Origin of the sequence: Pedobacter quisquiliarum, assembly GCF_014642175.1 — a bacterium.
Taxonomy (GTDB): domain Bacteria; phylum Bacteroidota; class Bacteroidia; order Sphingobacteriales; family Sphingobacteriaceae; genus Pedobacter; species Pedobacter quisquiliarum.
This window is the reverse complement of the sequence record NZ_BMIL01000011.1, coordinates 66917-83772: the sequence shown is the minus strand read 5'-3', so window position 1 is coordinate 83772 and position 16856 is coordinate 66917. Positions and strand designations below refer to the sequence as shown.

Below are 16856 nucleotides of genomic sequence, written 5' to 3'. Positions count from 1 at the left end.
AAATAGGTTTTAGGATGTTTGTTTAACTTTCAGATGTTCTCTTAACTTCGCATTATAGATGCAAATACGGTAAGGGTCGTTTTGGGAAGATAATGAAGTTAAACAATGAAATACTAGCAGGGCTGATAGATGGTTCACCATATCCCATATACCTAATCTTAGGGGAGGAACTTACGGTCGCTGTTGCAAATGCGGCAACTCTAGAAGCCTGGGGGAAGGACAAATCGGTACTTGGTAAGCCCTTTTCTGAGGCACTGCCCGAACTTAAAGACCAGCCTTTTGAAAGCCTGTTGCGGAAAGTAATGCAAACTGGTGAACCCTACCGCGCGGTGAATGACCGGGCGGAATTCCTGATCAATGGCAAGAAAAAGGTTTCCTATTTCACCTTCTCTTATCAGCCTTTAAAAGATGAGCAGGGCGAGATTATCGGGGTTGTCTGTTATGCTACAGATGTTACCGGATTGGTAGAATCGGCGGCAGAACTGACCGAATCTTACCACATGCTTGAACTTAGTGAACTGCGGTTCAGAAATCTTATTCAGCAGGCACCATTTGCGATGTGCGTGATCAGCGTAAGCGACCTCATTGTGACCGACCTTAACGAAAGCTACCTTGAACTGGTCGGAAAGACCAGAGCGCAATTGGAAGGCTTTCGCATTTGGGATGCGGTCCCGGAAGCGGCAGACACCTACGGTCCGATCATGCAGCAAGTGATTGCCTCAAATAGGACCTTTTCTGCCAAAGAAGCCGCAGTTCCAGTGGTGAAAGACGGCGTGCGTGAGCTAATATATGTTGATTTCACCTATGAACCTGTGGTGGACCTGTCTGGGGAAGTCACCGCAGTCATGGTGTTGGGCATTGATGTATCGGAGAAGGTGAACATCCGAAGAGCAACCGAAGAGATGGAAGAGCGCATCCGCCTTGCGGTAGATGCCGGAGACATTGGCACTTATGAATACCGGTTTGACACCGATGATTTTGTGACCACCGAGCGCTTTAATGAAATTGTAGGACTTTCAGGAAGCATAACCAGAGAAGATTTAATCAATCAATACCATCCGGATGACCGTAAATTAAGTGCGCAGGCATTACAAACGGCGAAGGCTGCAGGAAGGATTTTTTATGAGGCCCGGCTGTTTCAGCAGGGCTCACCAATGAAATGGGTGCGATTCCAAGCCAAGGTTTACTACGGAAGTGATGGCAATCCGACGCGCACACTTGGTACCGCAATAGACATCACGCAATACAAAGCGCTGCAGCAGCAAAAGGACGACTTCATTTCCATCGCCAGCCATGAGCTAAAAACACCCATTACATCGCTTAAAGCCGCTCTACAGCTGCTTAGCAAAATGAAGGAGCAGATCAACCCGGTACTTTTCCCGAAGTTGCTGGATCAGGCCATGCGCAATATGGCTAAGATCACGGCGCTGGTAGACGATCTTTTAGACATGTCCAAGTTGAGTCAGGCCCAGATTGAGCTAAAGAAAGCCTCGTTTCACATCGGGAACATGCTCGAAAATTCATGTTGTTTGATACAAGATTCCGCTCAGGATAAGTTGCAATTGAAAGGTGACTTAGAACTCATGGTTCATGCCGATGAGCACCGTATTGAGCAGGTCATTGTTAATCTGGTGAACAATGCCATCAAATATGCGCCAGATTCAGCACAGATACTCGTAGATGTTAAAAATGAAGGCGATGTTGTAAAGGTTACGGTTGAGGACTTCGGACCGGGTATAGCACCCGAGCGCCTATCGCAGCTCTTTGACCGGTACTATCGTGCCGATGCATCGGGGAAGCAGGTGTCGGGTCTTGGCCTCGGGCTCTATATCAGTGCGGAGATCATCAAACGTCATGGCGGCGAAATTGGCGTGGAGAGCATAGAGGGTCAGGGGAGTAGGTTCTGGTTTACGCTGCCTTTATCATAGGAGTATCTTTTTTCCACAAATTTCCGGTCCGCCTTAGGGAAAATATCTAATATGCGGTTTTGTTGGCAAGTAGCCTGCAGAACCTTGTGAAATGATCGAAAAACTAATCCGAATTCTCTTTTCTACCCGCACAATGGGTACGCTTTTACTGCTTTATGCATTCTCCATGGCCCTGGCCACATTTGTGGAAAATGACTACGGCACGCCAGTCGCCAAAGCACTAATTTATAACTGCTGGTGGTTTGAGCTCATCATGCTCATCCTGATCCTAAACTTTATCGGGAACATCAAACGGTATCAGCTGATGACTTTTAAAAAGCTGCCGCTGTTGGTGTTTCACCTCGCCTTTATCATCATCTTTATCGGTGGTTTTGTAACCAGATACATCAGTTTTGAGGGATCTATGCACATCCGGGAAGGGGAATCAAGTGATGAGATCGTCTCTGATGCAACATTCTTTAAGGTGCAGATCGGACAGAATGAACAGGCCTTGGCTTATGATGATATCCCGGCAACATTGATTTCAAACCACGTTCCATGGTATTTAAAGCCTTTCAAAAAGACCTTTGTCTCGGAGTATGACTACAAGGGATCAAGGGTTAAAATGGAAGTTGTAGATTTCTATGCACGTGCACAGGACTCACTTGTGCTTAGCCCTACGGGTAAGCCGACCTTGCATTTTGTGGTGCTGGAAGAAGGTAAACGCGTGAATAAATACATTCAAAGCGGCACGGTAAAGCTCATTCAGGGCATGGTCATTAGCTATAATGAACCAACAACCGGCGCAATTAACATCGCTGATGGACGGAATGGTTATACCATTTCCTCGCCCTATGAAGGTAACTACATGATCATGGCAACCCAGGAACGTAAGCCGGTGACCGCCAATGAGGCGCAGCCATTTAACCTGCGCAGCCTTTATACTTACGGATCATTGGCTTTTGTCGTGCCTGAACCTGCACGTACCGGAAATATCATCAATTATGAAGGTGATAAAAGAACGCATGAGCACGACCTTGACCTGGTTCGTGTGGCTGTAACCACACCATCCGCAACGGACACGGTGTCCCTTTATGGCGGCCGCGGATTGACGAACTTTAACTATCAGGGCCAGGTCGGTGGCTTGCCGATTGCCATGGCTTACGGCTCCAAGATCTACAAAGCACCATTTAGCCTAAAACTCGTTGATTTCAAGATGGAAAAATATCCGGGTAGTGATAGCCCGGCAGCATACTCTTCTGACGTGATGATTCAGGATGGTCCAAATGAACGACCATACAAGATATTCATGAACAATGTACTTGATGAGGATGGCTACCGCTTTTTTCAGGCCAGCTTCGATCAGGATGAGCTTGGTACAGTGCTTTCCGTGAACCACGATTACTGGGGAACAAACATCACCTACCTCGGCTACATCTTGCTCTTCGGTGGACTCTTTGTAACGCTGTTTTGGAAAGGCACACACTTCTCCAAGCTTAATGAACAGCTGAAAACCATCTCCCGTGCAAAAACACTCCTGTTGTTGCTGATCTTCCTGCCTGGCGCATCTGCATTCAGTCAGAAGATAGATATGCACGGCACGGATGGAACGCCTCAGGAGCATGTACATGGCCCGAACGACGGCCATGATCACGATCATGCACATGATACTCCTGAAGCCGCACCAGTAGCGCCTGCCGCACCAGATCACGATCACGTGGTCAGCATGCAACGCATCCTGGCGGGGAAAATGGTAGATGGAAAGGTGTTTGCCGCTGGGATTCAAACGGATCGTGCACATGCAGACAGCTTCGGCCGATTGTTGGTTCAAAACATCGACGGCCGTATTGAGCCCGTAAATACCATGGCCCTGGAAATTCTGCGTAAACTATATCACAAGGATAAATTTCATACCCTTAGCGCCAACCAGTTCTTCTTATCTATTTCAACGATGCCCTTTGACTGGGTAAACGTGCCGATTATAAAGGTTGGAACGAAAAGCGGTCCTGGTTTAAGTGCAACTGCTAAAGCGAACGCAGAGGGCTATACAACCATGGTGAACCTGCTGGCACTAACACCAGAGGGTGCGCTGGACTTCAGCCTGAAGGCCGACTACCTCAAAGCTTTTGCGAAGAAAGCATCTGAGCAGAACACTTACGACAAGGACGTTATTGAGCTTAATGATAAACTGCAGGTGATGCAGCAGCTGCTGAACGGGCAGTACCTGCGGATCTTCCCAATCGCGGGGGACAAAAACAACACATGGATTGCGGCAACCATGCCAGAGGCAAGCGGCAAAGGGCATGCAAATCCTGCTGCGGAATACCTCTTAAGTGTTATTGCAGCAAATAAAACGGGCAACTGGACAGTGGCTGAGCAAAAGCTGGACGCAATTAAAGCGCTTCAGCTTCAAATCGGAAAAGATGTTGTGCCTTCGCAGACCAGAATAGACATGGAGGTACGATACAATACCTGGAACATCTTCCTGAACCTGATGATTGCTTATGCAATCCTTGGTACCGTTATCCTTACACTTGCTTTCGGCAGGCTGTTCAAAGACTCCAAAGCTTTATCCAGGACCGTGAACTTTGTATTGGGATTGATTTGCATCGCGGCATTATTGCAGATGTTCGGCCTTGCGGTTCGATGGTACATTTCTGGTCATGAACCCTGGAGCAACGGCTATGAAGCAGTCATGTTCATCAGTTGGATCGGCGTACTTTCGGGCTTGCTGTTGTACCGGAACAGTAATGCTTTTATCCCGGCTGCGGGATGCCTTATCGCCGTAATCTTAATGGGCTTTGCACATGGTGGCTCGCAGATGAATCCGCAGATCACGCCATTGGTACCGGTACTAAAATCCTACTGGTTGATGGTGCATGTTGCCATCATCACCTCCAGCTACGGGTTCTTCGGCCTAAGTGCTTTACTCGGCACGGTTGTGCTTATCCTGTACATCATCGACCATAAAAAGATCAGCGCCAAAGTAAAAGCTTCCGTGGTCGAACTGACGATTGTTAATGAGATGTCGCTTACTGTGGGGATATTCCTGCTTACCGTAGGTACCTTCCTGGGTGGTATTTGGGCAAATGAGAGCTGGGGCCGATACTGGAGCTGGGATCCTAAAGAAACCTGGGCATTCATTTCCATCATTGTATATGCTTTCGTACTTCACGTCCGATTGATTCCAGGGCTAAGAGGCAAGTACTTGTTCAACTTGCTGTCGCTGCTTTCCTTTTCCGTAATCATCATGACCTACTTTGGGGTGAACTATTACCTGAGTGGATTGCACTCCTACGCACAAGGTGATCCTGTACCAATTCCGATGTGGGTGTATATCACTGTAGTGGTCGTAGCCATAATGGCGATCGTCTCGTATCAGCGATATAAGCGAAGAAAACTGGCGAAATAAGGGCCTAAGTTTCAGGAATGGAAGAATGACACCACGATGGGCTGGGACATACTGTGAAAGTTTTTGTCGCAAAATAACTTTATGCCGTGAAATTTTGTTTACTTAGTGAACAATGCCTGCGTCATCTCTGATGAGCATGAATCTAAAACAGCAACGTATGAAGGTGGGAAGTAGAATTGAAAGCGCCAGTGCGTTTAGCGAACTTAGCTTAGAACAGGATGAGGAACTGCAGGAAGCACTGCTTCTTGCAACCAGCATTTTCAGTACGCCAGGTGCTGCACTTTGCTTCCTTGACGGAGACCAACTGGAGATCAAACTCAGTACAGGCCTCTGCAAACAGCATTATTCCAGGCTAATTAACATCTATAATGCGGTGTCCACACCGGAAGAAATTTTAATTGTAGAAGATACCTCAAAAGACGATCGATTTGCAACCCTTCTGCGAATGGAGGATGGTCAAACGCCACGGTTCTACGCGGCTTCACCCTTAATCACCAAGCAGGGCGTATGTATCGGGACGCTTTGTGTGCTCGACTACGTTCCCCATCAGCAGGATGCTCAACATGCGTTAAGTTTAAAGATTCTGGCAAAACATTTAATCAGCATTATGGAAGCGAAGTTGAATCTTGCCCGACTGGATGGCAGTTTCGCCGAGCTGGAGCGGGCACGTGAAACAGCCATAAGCAACGAGATCAAGCTCCGTGCCTTGTTTGAAAGCCTTACAGATGTTTATGTGTTCCTCGGAATGTCTGGCGAGATTCTGGACTTCAATCAAGCAGCATATAAGTACATTCTTAAAGCTAAAGGGAAAACAATGGTGCGGGGTGGCTGTACTGCAGATTACCTGAATGAGGTTGACAATGCTGCATTTATGGCCAATTTCAGATCTGCGCTCAGAGGCGAAAGAATAAGTCAGGAAATGTTAAGCTATGGGGAACTATCAGAACGGGTATGGTGGGATAGCATCTTCGAGCCTGTGCGGAATACAAAAGGGGAGATGATGGGCGTATCCTACATTGCGCGCAACATCAACAAAAGAAAGACGGATAGCGTCCGGATCCTAAAACAGAATAAGATCCTGAAAGATATTGCTTACATCCACGCCCATGAATACCGGGCGCCTGTTTGTGCCATCATGGGTATCATGAGCTTGATTGAGGCCGATGATTATGTGGCAACAAAGGAGTATCTGCTGATGTTGCAGAAGGCCGTAAAAGAACTCGACGCAAAGACCCATACCGTCATCAATCTCGTCTCTGATCTGAACATGGTTTCAACACCTGCTGCTTTCAAGACAAATCTTGCCTAGGTTACCCTTAAATCTCTTCGTTCAGGTAGGGGAGCGCAATGGTCAGCGTTTCTTCATCAGAAGCATAAAACCTTTGTATCCGCTTGATGATCTGCTTAGTCGATATATACGCGTCGTAGTACGCTATGACATTCGCTTTCATGCGCTCAACCTCCTCCGGTTTCATGTTCAGAGCCAGTTCCAGTGCAGTGTTAAAGCTGTCAAAATCATGGTAAGCAAGGCAGTTTTCCTCGTGTACCAGCGCTGGGTTAAACAGGTGATTGTATTGGATAATGGGTATTGTACCTACGGCCATTGCTTCGAAGGCATTGTGCGACCAGGGCATGCCCATGCCGGGCAGGCAAAGGTAGAAATCACCACTACTCAGAATCTTTAACCAATCTTCAGGATCTGTTTTTACCTCGGCAATGATGAACTTATTTCTCGATTCCGCCTGCCTTAGCAAGTCATAGAAGTGCTTTTGCGTTGGCGCATAAAGGATTCTGGGATCATCTTTATATGCAGATTTCACATGATCCAGAATATCCACTCTTGAGATTGTCCATCCAAAATTATCCTTCAATACCTTGTTGTTGTACAGGGATCGTTCAAAGTTCCCGGAAAAGATGATGCGTGTTGCCCGGCTTGCCTTCCTGCAAGCATCAAAATTGGTGTTATCCGAAAAGGTGCGATAAAACCTTGGATGAAGTGTATAGGGAAGATAGTAGGCGTCAATCTGCTCGTCGATTAACTTGTAAGAACAAATGAAGTTTAGCTGCTTCCGCTTTTCTCCGGGTCCATGAAGTAAAACAGACCGGTTAGGTGCATTGGAACCCCGTACCTTCGTATAATCCTGCGCCAGGAGCATCTGCTTATAAGGGACCTCATTCAGAAAGAATCTGGGATCCAACTTCACCACGACTTTGAAGCCACTGAACTTTAGCATCTGACAAAGAATAAAAGAATATCTACCCATGTCTCGATTCAACAGAAAGGCTCCGAAATTCACTTCAGCAAACTGCCCTTCCGGCTTTCGACGGAGTTTACGCTTGGTATGCGCATAATACTTGAACCGCTTCTTTACTTTGCCGGTTATACTTTCAATGGTTTTCTGGAACATGTAGCTGGCGTTGACGTGGGTGTTGATGTTAACAGGTAGGAGGGATACGCGCAGCCAAAACTACGAATCCAGTTAGGATTTCAAAATTCTAAATCGCGTGGTATAAAGAATACATGGTTTTACTTACAATGCAGCTGGTTAGCTTGACTGCACTAGCTTATTCCGCTTCCTGGTTTTAATGATGGATGGGGTCTGTGAATATAGTGCAGTGAGCTTTTTGAAAATAAGGCTGGATTGGGAGAAGTCTTTTCGGAGTACGGCCTTTCTGAACCTGCGTTCGATGACGCGGAAAGTCTTCCAGTATGCAGTAGCCAGCTGCATGTTTGGGTTCGTAAGTGCGGCCAGATAGCTGGCAAAGGAGACATTGAGCTGCTTTTCTACACTTAGCGCCCGATTTTCACGATCGTGAAAGCCGTTACAGTTTCCAACAATGCCTACTTTGAATCGATGGAACCAGACCCGGTTCAAATAATCGTTATCCTCTCCATAGTGACTGAAAATTTCGTCAAACTGCCCCACACGTTCTACACAGGCTCTGGACATCAGCCAAAAAGCGGCCATGACGAACTTGGCTGTAAATAGCTTCACCGGTTTCCCTGGTGGTAGTAGTGCTGCCGGATGCAGTCTGCAATTCTTACTGCTCTTAAAAAGCACCTTAAACTTATGATCCATATCAGTGCCCGTACCGTCATACTGTACTGGGCTGAGGATGCCAAAATCAGGATTCAGCTGCTGCACCTTGATTAATGTTTCTATGGTGTCTGGTTCCAGGTAGGCATCCTGGTTCAGCAGAAAAAAATAATCGTATCCATTCTTTAAACCGTAAGCCATGCCGAGGTTGTTGGCTTTTCCAAAGCCGAGGTTGATCTTCGACTCCACCAGGTGAATGTCTGGGAAAGCATCCTTAATGTACGCTTGTGTGCCGTCGGTTGACTGGTTGTCAACGACCAGGATGTCGGCAGAAACAGTTTGATTGACCGCAGCGTCCAGGCAACGCGGCAGCCATCGCATTCCGTTGAATGTGACAATGATAATCAAGATTCGCATGAGCTTCAGGTTAGGTATATTGATCGGGAGCGGTAGCCATAGGGCTGCCCTTTAACTTCTTTATGGCTTTAAAAGCGCGTGTAGTAGTTAATCAGATTTGACTAGAAGCGAGCGTGTTGGTGCTGTTATTTCCGGACCTTTTTCAGGAGCAGTTCGGGCTCATTGGTGGTGATCAATGCAACGCCTTCCTGAAGTAACCAATCCATATCCGGCTCATCATTTACCGTCCATACATTGGTGATCATCTTTTTGCTTTTGGCCTCTTTGATCCACTCAGGGTTCTTGCGAAGCACACTGTAGTGATAGTCAAAACCGTGAATGCCGTCAGCATGTAAGTCAGCTGGCGTTTTATTCCCAGCAAGATATTGGACAGTTGCTTTTGGAGCAAGCTTGGTGATTTCTTTACAGATCTCGTAGTCGAAGCTGATGTAGTCGACCTTTGAAGCCGCCTTAAGCGAATTTACCATGGCTACAACCCTGCGGGTTAGTGCAATACCACGTTCTTTACTCACTGCAGAAGGTTTGATTTCCAGTACAAGCCTGGTTTTCTTCTGTTTGATGCCTTCCTTAAGGTAAGCTTCCAAGGTAGGCAGCGACTCGCCATTGCCTAATTTAATGGCTGCAAGATCTTTCGAAGTGCTGGTCTCAATTGCAACGCCCTGGATGTGCGCATCATGGTTTACAAATATTACAGAGTCTGCAGACATATGGACATCGAACTCTGAGCCATCACAGCCCATCTTAATTGCTTCTTTTAGTGCAGCAATCGAGTTTTCAGGAACACCAGTATTTTTAAATGCTCCACGATGGGCTACGACCTTAGTCTGTGCAAAAGTTATGGTTGACAGGGTAAGTTGTGCGAGTACGCCAAGTGTTAGCAGCTTTTTCATGATTTGTAATCTTTTAAAGAATATTCAAATATGGAAAAAGTTTGTAGACCCTATGTTAAGGTAAAGTGAACGTTACCTTAAAGACCGGTTATGTTTTACCTCAAATTGTTAAGCTAAGCACATGATTGCTTTTTAGAACTGTTCATCGGTAAGTACTTTGTTTAATATGGCACCTGCAATATTGCCGCTATAGACAGCATTGGCAATCGAACGAAGCATGTTTGAGTTGTCACCGCAGGCATAAATGCCCGGAACTGTCGTTTCCTGCGTGTTATTGATCTTCATCAAACCACTTTCTGTAAAACTGCATCCTAGTGACTCCGGTAATATTGTATGCTGCAAAAACGGCACCGCTGCATACATGGCGCCGCAGTCTTTTGCTGTACCATCTTTAAAGAGAATTTTTTCAAGCTGACCGTCTGTATGCAGGATTTCGCTGACTTCGTTCTCAATTATAGCGATGCCGTGCTTATTGAATTTACTGAGCTCCTCTGCAGTGAAATCGGCAGGGCCCATCGTTAATACCGTAAGGTCACTAGTGAGGTTGCGTACCAGCCCTGCGAGGTGAACCGCTCTTGCGCCGTTAGCAAGAATAGCTGTAGGCTGATCGCGAAGTTCATATCCATGACAATAAGGGCAATGAACAACAGAAGTTCCCCAGCAAGCCTCAAAACCAGATATATCAGGCATAATATCCTTTATCCCTGTGGCAAATAGAAGCTTTTTAGCTGAAAAGTGCTTGCCAGACTGGGTACTGATAGAAAAGCCATGCTCCTGCTTAAACCCCGCTACAGCCACATCATCCAGCCAATTTATGGTGCCGTATTCTAATACCTCTGTTTTCGCCTTAGCCGCAATTATACCCGGCTTTTCGCCGTCCTGCGTTAAAAAGTTATGCGCATGTGGGGTCTGTCTGTTACATCGCTTACCACTGTCTATGATCATTACTTCACGACGCGATCGTCCTAGCGCCATCGCAGCAGAAAGTCCCGCGTAGCTTCCTCCGATTATAATAATGTCAAAATCTAATGCATCCTCCATGATATTGTTGTTTAAAGGTTAATTGTGGTAGCCGTTACTTTGACAAAGTTAATTAGGTTTTGTATTATTGCAACATAATCGCAATAATAATTGCAACAATGTCGCATTAACGAATGAAAAGAAGAAGCACGCCAACCAAAGAAGCTGTCATTGCAGTTCTTAATGCAAGCACCAGAGCCATGAGCCAGGAGGCAATTGAGCAGAAGATTGAAATAGAGATAGACCGTGCAACGGTATACCGTGCATTAAACCAATTCTGTACGGATGGAATCATTCACAAAATTGTGGCTGACGATGGAAAGCAATATTTTGCCGTGTGCAAGAAATGTGACGTAGAAGCATTGCCAGACAATCACTTCCATTTCAGATGTACAAAGTGCCACACCATTGAATGTCTGTCAAGCTTGATTAATTTTTCACTGCCGAAGGCATACGCTGTTGAAAAGTTTAATTGTGTGCTTGTGGGTACTTGTGGCAACTGTGCCTAATTGCTTTCCACACAAAGCGCTGTAACATTATGGCCTTGATGTTGTTAGTTCCATATAAAGTATCAATATGGATTTAAACTTCTCCCAGCGCCCATTCTATGTAAAAACAATGTGTGTGCTGGTCAGCCTCATCGCCTTCGGATATCTGGTCATCATTGCGAAGGACATCCTTTCTCCCTTAATCTTCTCCTGCCTTTTCTCTATACTGCTGCTACCCTTAGCGGCCTTTTTAGAAAACAAACTCAAACTACCCCGAAGTGCCGCATCCATGCTGTCCGTCATCCTTATGCTCAGTGCGGTCGGCCTGGTGTTATACGTCATCGGTGCGCAACTCAGCAAGCTGGCTTCAGATTGGCCACAATTTAAAGCACAACTGACCTTAACCGGTGGAAATTTACAACAGTGGATCGACACCCGCTTCAACATCGACGCGGCTAAACAGCTCAACTACGTGCATTCTGCGACTACAAAGGCTTTAGCTTCAAGTACGACAGTTGTTGGGGCAACGGTGCTATCGCTTTCGTCTATATTGTTGTTCCTCGTATTCACTTTCATCTATACCTTCTTCTTCCTGCTCTACAGAACTTTAATCATGAGGTTTCTGGTTTCCGTGTTCCTGGAGGAGAATAAAATATTAGTTCATGATATCATAGAGCAGGTACAATACATTATCCGCAAATACATCATCGGTTTACTTATACAAATGGGCGTCGTTGCACTTGCGGTAAGCATCATTTTCTGGGCACTGGGCATCAAATATGCCTTCCTGCTTGGTCTGATTACTGGTGTGCTAAACGTTATTCCATATATCGGCATCTTCGTGGCCCTGGTACTAAGTACCCTGATTACCTTCGCCACGGCCACACTGTTAAGTAAAGTACTGTTGGTTATAGGGGCTTTGATCTTTGTGCACCTGCTGGATAGCAATGTTTTGCTGCCGATCGTTGTTGGGTCTAAGGTGCGGATCAATGCTTTGATCACCGTTCTGGGTGTGATTATCGGAGAGATGATCTGGGGGATCTCCGGCATGTTCTTGTCCATTCCGGTGATTGCTGTGCTGAAGATCATTTTTGACCGTGTGGAAAGCATGAAACCCTGGGGCATCATCCTCGGAGATGAGGAACAGAAGCAGAACCGCCTGGCCAAGCGATTGAAAGTAAGCAGGGCAGGTAAAGAGGTGCTATAAACAAAAAAAAGCGCCACTAAGTATGTCCGGGCCTTAAATATTTTTAAGAGCGTGTTATCGATCACCACGATAAAATGGAGTTGATCCGGATACTGAATAAACTTGAAGGCTATCACATGGAGCACTCCAGAAGCTTGCTTCAATAATTCAGAGGCCAGGCTACATACATCGCTTTGCATCGATAAACTTGTATGTTTGCAGCAATGTCTCAACAGCAAAGCAAACCTAAACAGAAGTGGATCTGCGGCCTTGTCGCAATCATCATTGTTGCAGCTTGTAGTAAACAGTCGCCCAAGCCCCCGAAGGCAAAGCTCAACGTTGCCTATGATCAGGCGGTGGCTTTCAGGGATAATGAAAATGCAGACAGTGCTTATTTATACTTCGATAAAGCAAAAGATGTCTTTCTAGCTGCACAAGATAGCTTAGGTGTTGGAAAATGCCTGCTGAACATGGCAATCCTGTCCAGCGACAAGGGCGATTTGTACGGTGGACAAGAGCTTTCACTCAACGCGATCCAATATTTCAACAAGAACGATACTACCCAGCACATCTACATTCAATCTAACCTGAATAACTTAGGCAACAGCTGCTATTTGCTGGAAGCCTATGACCGTGCGGCCGCTTTCTTTAATGAAGCATTGCTTTACACCTCCGACGAGGCAACACGCCTTATACTTCAGAACAACATTGCGAATGCGCACCGCAGGAAAGGTGACTACCAGAAAGCATTGGCCTTTTACGCTTTGGTATTGAAGAATAATCTCAGCGAAGCCGATTATGCGCGGGCACTTTCCAATATGGCTTATACCAAATGGCTTCAGGATAGTACCTACAATGCAAATCCTGAGCTGGAACGAGGATTACGTATTCGGGAACAAATCGGCAATAAGCAGCAACAAATTGCCAGCCTGAACTACCTTGTAGAGGTAAATCAAAGTGCTGATCGGGCACGCGCGTTGGCGTATGCATTGCGAATGCATAACACCGCCCTGCAAATTAACAACCCCACAGATCGTCTGGAAGCATTGCAGAAGCTGGTTGATCTCAGCTCAGGTAATACACTAAAAACCTACTTCAAAAGCTACAAAAGGTTAAGTGACAGCATTCAACTGGTGAGAAATGCAGCCAAAAATCAGTTCGCCCTTATCCGTTACGAGAGTGAAAAGCGCAAGACGGAGAACTTACAACTCCAACAGCTTAATGTTGAGCAAACGTATAAAGTGGCAGTGCGTGATTTATTGATCCTGCTCGGTACATTGGTGTTTATCGCTACGGCCATCATTGCGGTGCTCTGGTTCCGCAAAAGAAAAGCAAGGATGATTGCGGAAAAACAGCATGAAATTCAGGAACATCAGCTGAAAACCTCTAAACGCGTGCACGATGTCGTCGCCAATGGACTTTATCGCGTCATCACAGAAATTGATAATGACCTGGACTTGAACAAGGAAGAGATCTTAGACAAACTAGAACTGATGTACGAAAAATCACGTGACATCTCCTACGACATACCAACAGCACTTGCCGATGCAGACGGCTTCAGCCACAAAATTGACAAGTTGTTGAAGTCATTTGCTACAGGCACAACCAGCATTACCATAACCGGCAACACCGCAGCTTATTGGGAAAACATACCAGGAAACGTTCAATATGAGCTGGAGCACATACTTCAGGAACTGATGGTGAACATGAAAAAGCACAGCCACGCGACCATTGTGCTGCTGAACTTTGAGCGCGGGGCAGATTATGCATCCATCAGCTACCAGGATAATGGCAAGGGCATAGATTCCAGGCGCCAACAGGGTAATGGTCTTAAAAATACGGGAAGCCGTATAAAAAGTATAAATGGTGAAATTACCTTTGACACACCACCGGAAGGGGGATTGAAAATCAAACTCTTCTTCCATTCCAACACGCCAATATGATGTTCAAAAAAGTACTTATCGCTGAAGACCATGAAAGCATCAGCATTTCCGTACAGAAAACCTTAACGGATCTGGGCATCCATTATGATGCCCGGGATTATGTTTACTACTGTGACGATGCCCTCAGCAGAATCAAAAAAGCACTTTCTGAAAATCAGCCATACCAACTGCTCATAACAGACATCTCCTTTGATACCGACATTCCCCAGGAACTTATTAGTGGTCTGGACCTGATTAAAGCGGTGAAGGCGATACAGCCGGACATCAAGACGCTTGTCTTTTCAATAGAAAACAGGATGGCTGTTGCAAGTACCTTCATCAATGAACTCGGTGCGGATGCCTTTGTGCCAAAAGCACGTGGTGATGCAAAAGACCTCCGGATTGCCATAGAATCCATCACTAAAAACGCAGTCTATTTCTCTCCGAACTTACGCCAGCGTAACGGCATGCAGCAGAAGTTTGACTTCACAGCTTACGATAAAACCATCATTCAGCTGCTGGCTCAGGGTACGGCCCAAAAAGACATCCCCGTATATCTTCAAAAGAGTAACATCCGCCCTGCGGGATTAAGCAGCGTTGAGAAAAGGCTACATGCCATAAAAAGCACGCTGAATATCTCCAGCAACGAACAGCTCGTCGCTTATTGCAAAGACCTTAAAGTAATTTAACCAGCTATTTCTGGCTCGGGCCCACGAAGTGGCTGAGTAACCTTATGCGTCAGCTTTACGGGCTTCCCTGTTCTCGCAGATTCATAGATTGCCTCCATTAAGATGTGGTCCTGTAAGCCTTCTTCACCTGGCGTAAATGGTCGTTTGTTCTTGAGGATGCAATCCGAAAAGTGGTCCATCTCTGCAGCAAACTGGTTCGTCTCCGACAGGCCAATTTCCTCCTGTCGCTCCATTTTACCCTCTGCTCTTGCCGTGCTCAACTTCTGACCTTTATATGCATAAGCCTTATCCATGTTCAACCAGCCTTTTTCACAGAGCACGCGGTACCTGCGACTTTCATGAACGTTATAGTCGGTTGCACAACTTGCAATCACGCCACTCGGAAAACGCATTTGCCAGCTCATCAACTCCTCAACTTCTGTGAACAGCGGATTGCCCGGCGTGCTGTATTGGTAAGCAAAAACCTCTGTAGGCTCTTCGCCCAGAATAAACCGGTTGGTGTTCAAACAATACAAGCCAATGTCTGGTAAGGCACCACCGCCTGCAAGTGTTTTTTTATGGCGCCAATGTGCCGGGTTGGCGCTGCTTTGAGAATTGGAAGCTTCAATCAACTTCGGCGCACCAAAGGTCTTGTTCTGTAGCAGCTCCCGAAGCTTCCTGTTATGTGGCTGATACTGAATTCTGTAGGCCACCATCAACTTTACCTTCGCAGCATTGCAGGCTGCAATCATTTCCTTACATTCCTTTGATGATACCGCCATTGGCTTCTCACATAGGATATGTTTGCCTGCCTTTGCCCCACGCACTACATACTCCTTGTGCAAGGCATTTGGTAGGATGATGTATATGACATCCACCTCCTGATTGTTCTTCAACTGATCGTACGTTTCATAGCTGTAGCAGCTTTCGGGTTTTATGCCATACTGCGCCGCCACTTTTTTCATCTTCTCCGGGCTGCCACTTACAAGTGCTGTTAACTTTGACTTTTCACAGCTGGATAGCGCAGGCAGCACTTCCTCCAGGGCTAAATGACCTAAGCCCACGACTGCATAGCCAACCCTGCTGTCCGGAGGAAGTGGGGTAGGCGTAGGGCCTGATTGCTGGTCCACATCCGACTTCCATGCCTCCAACACGATAGGCTCCTCCACGCCGGCGGGGATCTTTGCAGGCGGTGAGAGCGGACGCGGCCTGGTTTGTGCCAGTACGTTTTGGTTTAATAAGCTATTGGCAGCTAATGTGCCCGCTACGCCGAGCGCGACAGATTTGCCAGTGATTGATAGGAAGTCCTTACGTGATATTGGTTCTGCATCCATGGTTGGTCGGTTGATCATCTAAGCAACACGAGAGATCATGATGTGTTTAAGATTTTTGGAGAAATAAGCTTGGGCTGCACTTGTACAATCTTTGCAAAACAAAGCCTGTGTTAATCTGTTGATCCATCTATATTCTAGCGAATTAACCTATGGAAAACACACAAGATGAATTGTTCAATGAACAAGAAAATACGCAAAGTGAAAATGCAGAAATAAAGGGGTCGAACACCGTCAAAGATCCTGACGAATGGACTACGGGCAATGAACCTATGACGGGTGCGCAGCAATCTTACCTTAAAACCTTGTCAGATGAAGCCGGTGAGCCCTTCGATGAGACCTTAAGTAAATCAGATGCATCAAAACGCATAGATGAACTACAGCATAAAACTGGTCGGGGATTGACGAACGACCAGAAGTAAATCTGGTTTAATCAACGCCTGCGGGATCAGTAACATCAGTTTAGGCTGCTTTGCTGATCCTATTTTTTTGCGGTTGATGATTTTTGCCGCAACATCAATGCGACCTGTTACAATAATTCTGGTATTCCATTTGCCTGTTCAGCTGCAAAGTAGAG

13 protein-coding genes are annotated in these 16856 nt (G+C 46.2%); 8 read left to right on the top strand and 5 right to left on the bottom strand.

What is annotated here, in order from left to right:
* Positions 1–92: 92 nt before the first annotated feature.
* The 3 genes from IEW69_RS15045 (at position 93) to IEW69_RS15035 (ending at position 6628) form a co-directional block, all read left to right on the top strand.
* Positions 93–1928 carry an ATP-binding protein gene (locus IEW69_RS15045; RefSeq protein ID WP_188627702.1) on the top strand — a complete coding sequence of 612 codons (1836 nt, stop codon included), beginning with the start codon at positions 93–95 and terminating at the stop codon, positions 1926–1928.
* Positions 1929–2019: 91 nt separating this feature from the next.
* Positions 2020–5319: a c-type cytochrome biogenesis protein CcsB gene (ccsB, locus tag IEW69_RS15040; protein ID WP_229663643.1), complete on the top strand. Its 3300-nt coding sequence runs from the start codon at positions 2020–2022 to the stop codon at positions 5317–5319.
* Between the two features lie 157 nt (positions 5320–5476).
* Positions 5477–6628, top strand: coding sequence for a PAS domain-containing protein (locus IEW69_RS15035; protein ID WP_188627701.1), 1152 nt, complete (start codon positions 5477–5479; stop codon positions 6626–6628).
* A gap of 7 nt (positions 6629–6635) precedes the next feature.
* Here IEW69_RS15035 and IEW69_RS15030 read toward each other — a convergent pair whose 3' ends face one another.
* The 4 genes from IEW69_RS15030 to IEW69_RS15015 all read right to left on the bottom strand — a co-directional run bounded on the left by IEW69_RS15030 (position 6636) and on the right by IEW69_RS15015 (position 10705).
* A complete protein-coding gene (locus IEW69_RS15030) occupies positions 6636–7727 on the bottom strand; it encodes a glycosyltransferase (protein WP_188627700.1) in 1092 nt (363 codons plus the stop codon).
* Between the two features lie 138 nt (positions 7728–7865).
* Complete coding sequence (locus IEW69_RS15025; RefSeq protein ID WP_188627699.1) at positions 7866–8774, bottom strand: glycosyltransferase family 2 protein; 909 nt, start codon at positions 8772–8774, stop codon at positions 7866–7868.
* 125 nt (positions 8775–8899) lie between these two features.
* On the bottom strand, positions 8900–9664 hold the full coding sequence (locus tag IEW69_RS15020) for a glycerophosphodiester phosphodiesterase (RefSeq protein WP_188627698.1): 765 nt from the start codon (positions 9662–9664) through the stop codon (positions 8900–8902).
* Positions 9665–9796: 132 nt separating this feature from the next.
* Positions 9797–10705: an NAD(P)/FAD-dependent oxidoreductase gene (locus IEW69_RS15015; protein ID WP_188627697.1), complete on the bottom strand. Its 909-nt coding sequence runs from the start codon at positions 10703–10705 to the stop codon at positions 9797–9799.
* Positions 10706–10818: 113 nt separating this feature from the next.
* Here IEW69_RS15015 and IEW69_RS15010 point away from each other — a divergent pair, with 113 nt between their 5' ends.
* The 4 genes from IEW69_RS15010 (at position 10819) to IEW69_RS14995 (ending at position 14969) form a co-directional block, all read left to right on the top strand.
* Positions 10819–11193: a Fur family transcriptional regulator gene (locus tag IEW69_RS15010; protein ID WP_188627696.1), complete on the top strand. Its 375-nt coding sequence runs from the start codon at positions 10819–10821 to the stop codon at positions 11191–11193.
* 67 nt (positions 11194–11260) lie between these two features.
* Entirely contained in the window at positions 11261–12379 is a 1119-nt protein-coding gene (locus IEW69_RS15005) for an AI-2E family transporter (protein WP_188627695.1), read from the top strand.
* Between the two features lie 191 nt (positions 12380–12570).
* Positions 12571–14301, top strand: coding sequence for a tetratricopeptide repeat-containing sensor histidine kinase (locus IEW69_RS15000; RefSeq protein WP_188627694.1), 1731 nt, complete (start codon positions 12571–12573; stop codon positions 14299–14301).
* The gene (locus IEW69_RS14995; RefSeq protein ID WP_229663642.1) at positions 14298–14969 is read left to right on the top strand and encodes a response regulator; all 672 of its coding nucleotides are present in this window, start codon (positions 14298–14300) and stop codon (positions 14967–14969) included. The genes IEW69_RS15000 and IEW69_RS14995 overlap by 4 nt, the downstream gene beginning before the upstream one ends.
* Here the strand turns inward: IEW69_RS14995 and IEW69_RS14990 are convergent.
* Positions 14966–16282 (bottom strand): Gfo/Idh/MocA family protein, encoded by a 1317-nt coding sequence (locus IEW69_RS14990; RefSeq protein WP_229663641.1) that lies wholly within the window; start codon positions 16280–16282, stop codon positions 14966–14968. The genes IEW69_RS14995 and IEW69_RS14990 overlap by 4 nt on opposite strands.
* A 149-nt stretch (positions 16283–16431) precedes the next feature.
* Here IEW69_RS14990 and IEW69_RS14985 point away from each other — a divergent pair, with 149 nt between their 5' ends.
* A complete protein-coding gene (locus IEW69_RS14985; RefSeq protein ID WP_188627692.1) occupies positions 16432–16701 on the top strand; it encodes a DUF3072 domain-containing protein in 270 nt (89 codons plus the stop codon).
* The last annotated feature ends 155 nt before the right edge of the window (positions 16702–16856 follow it).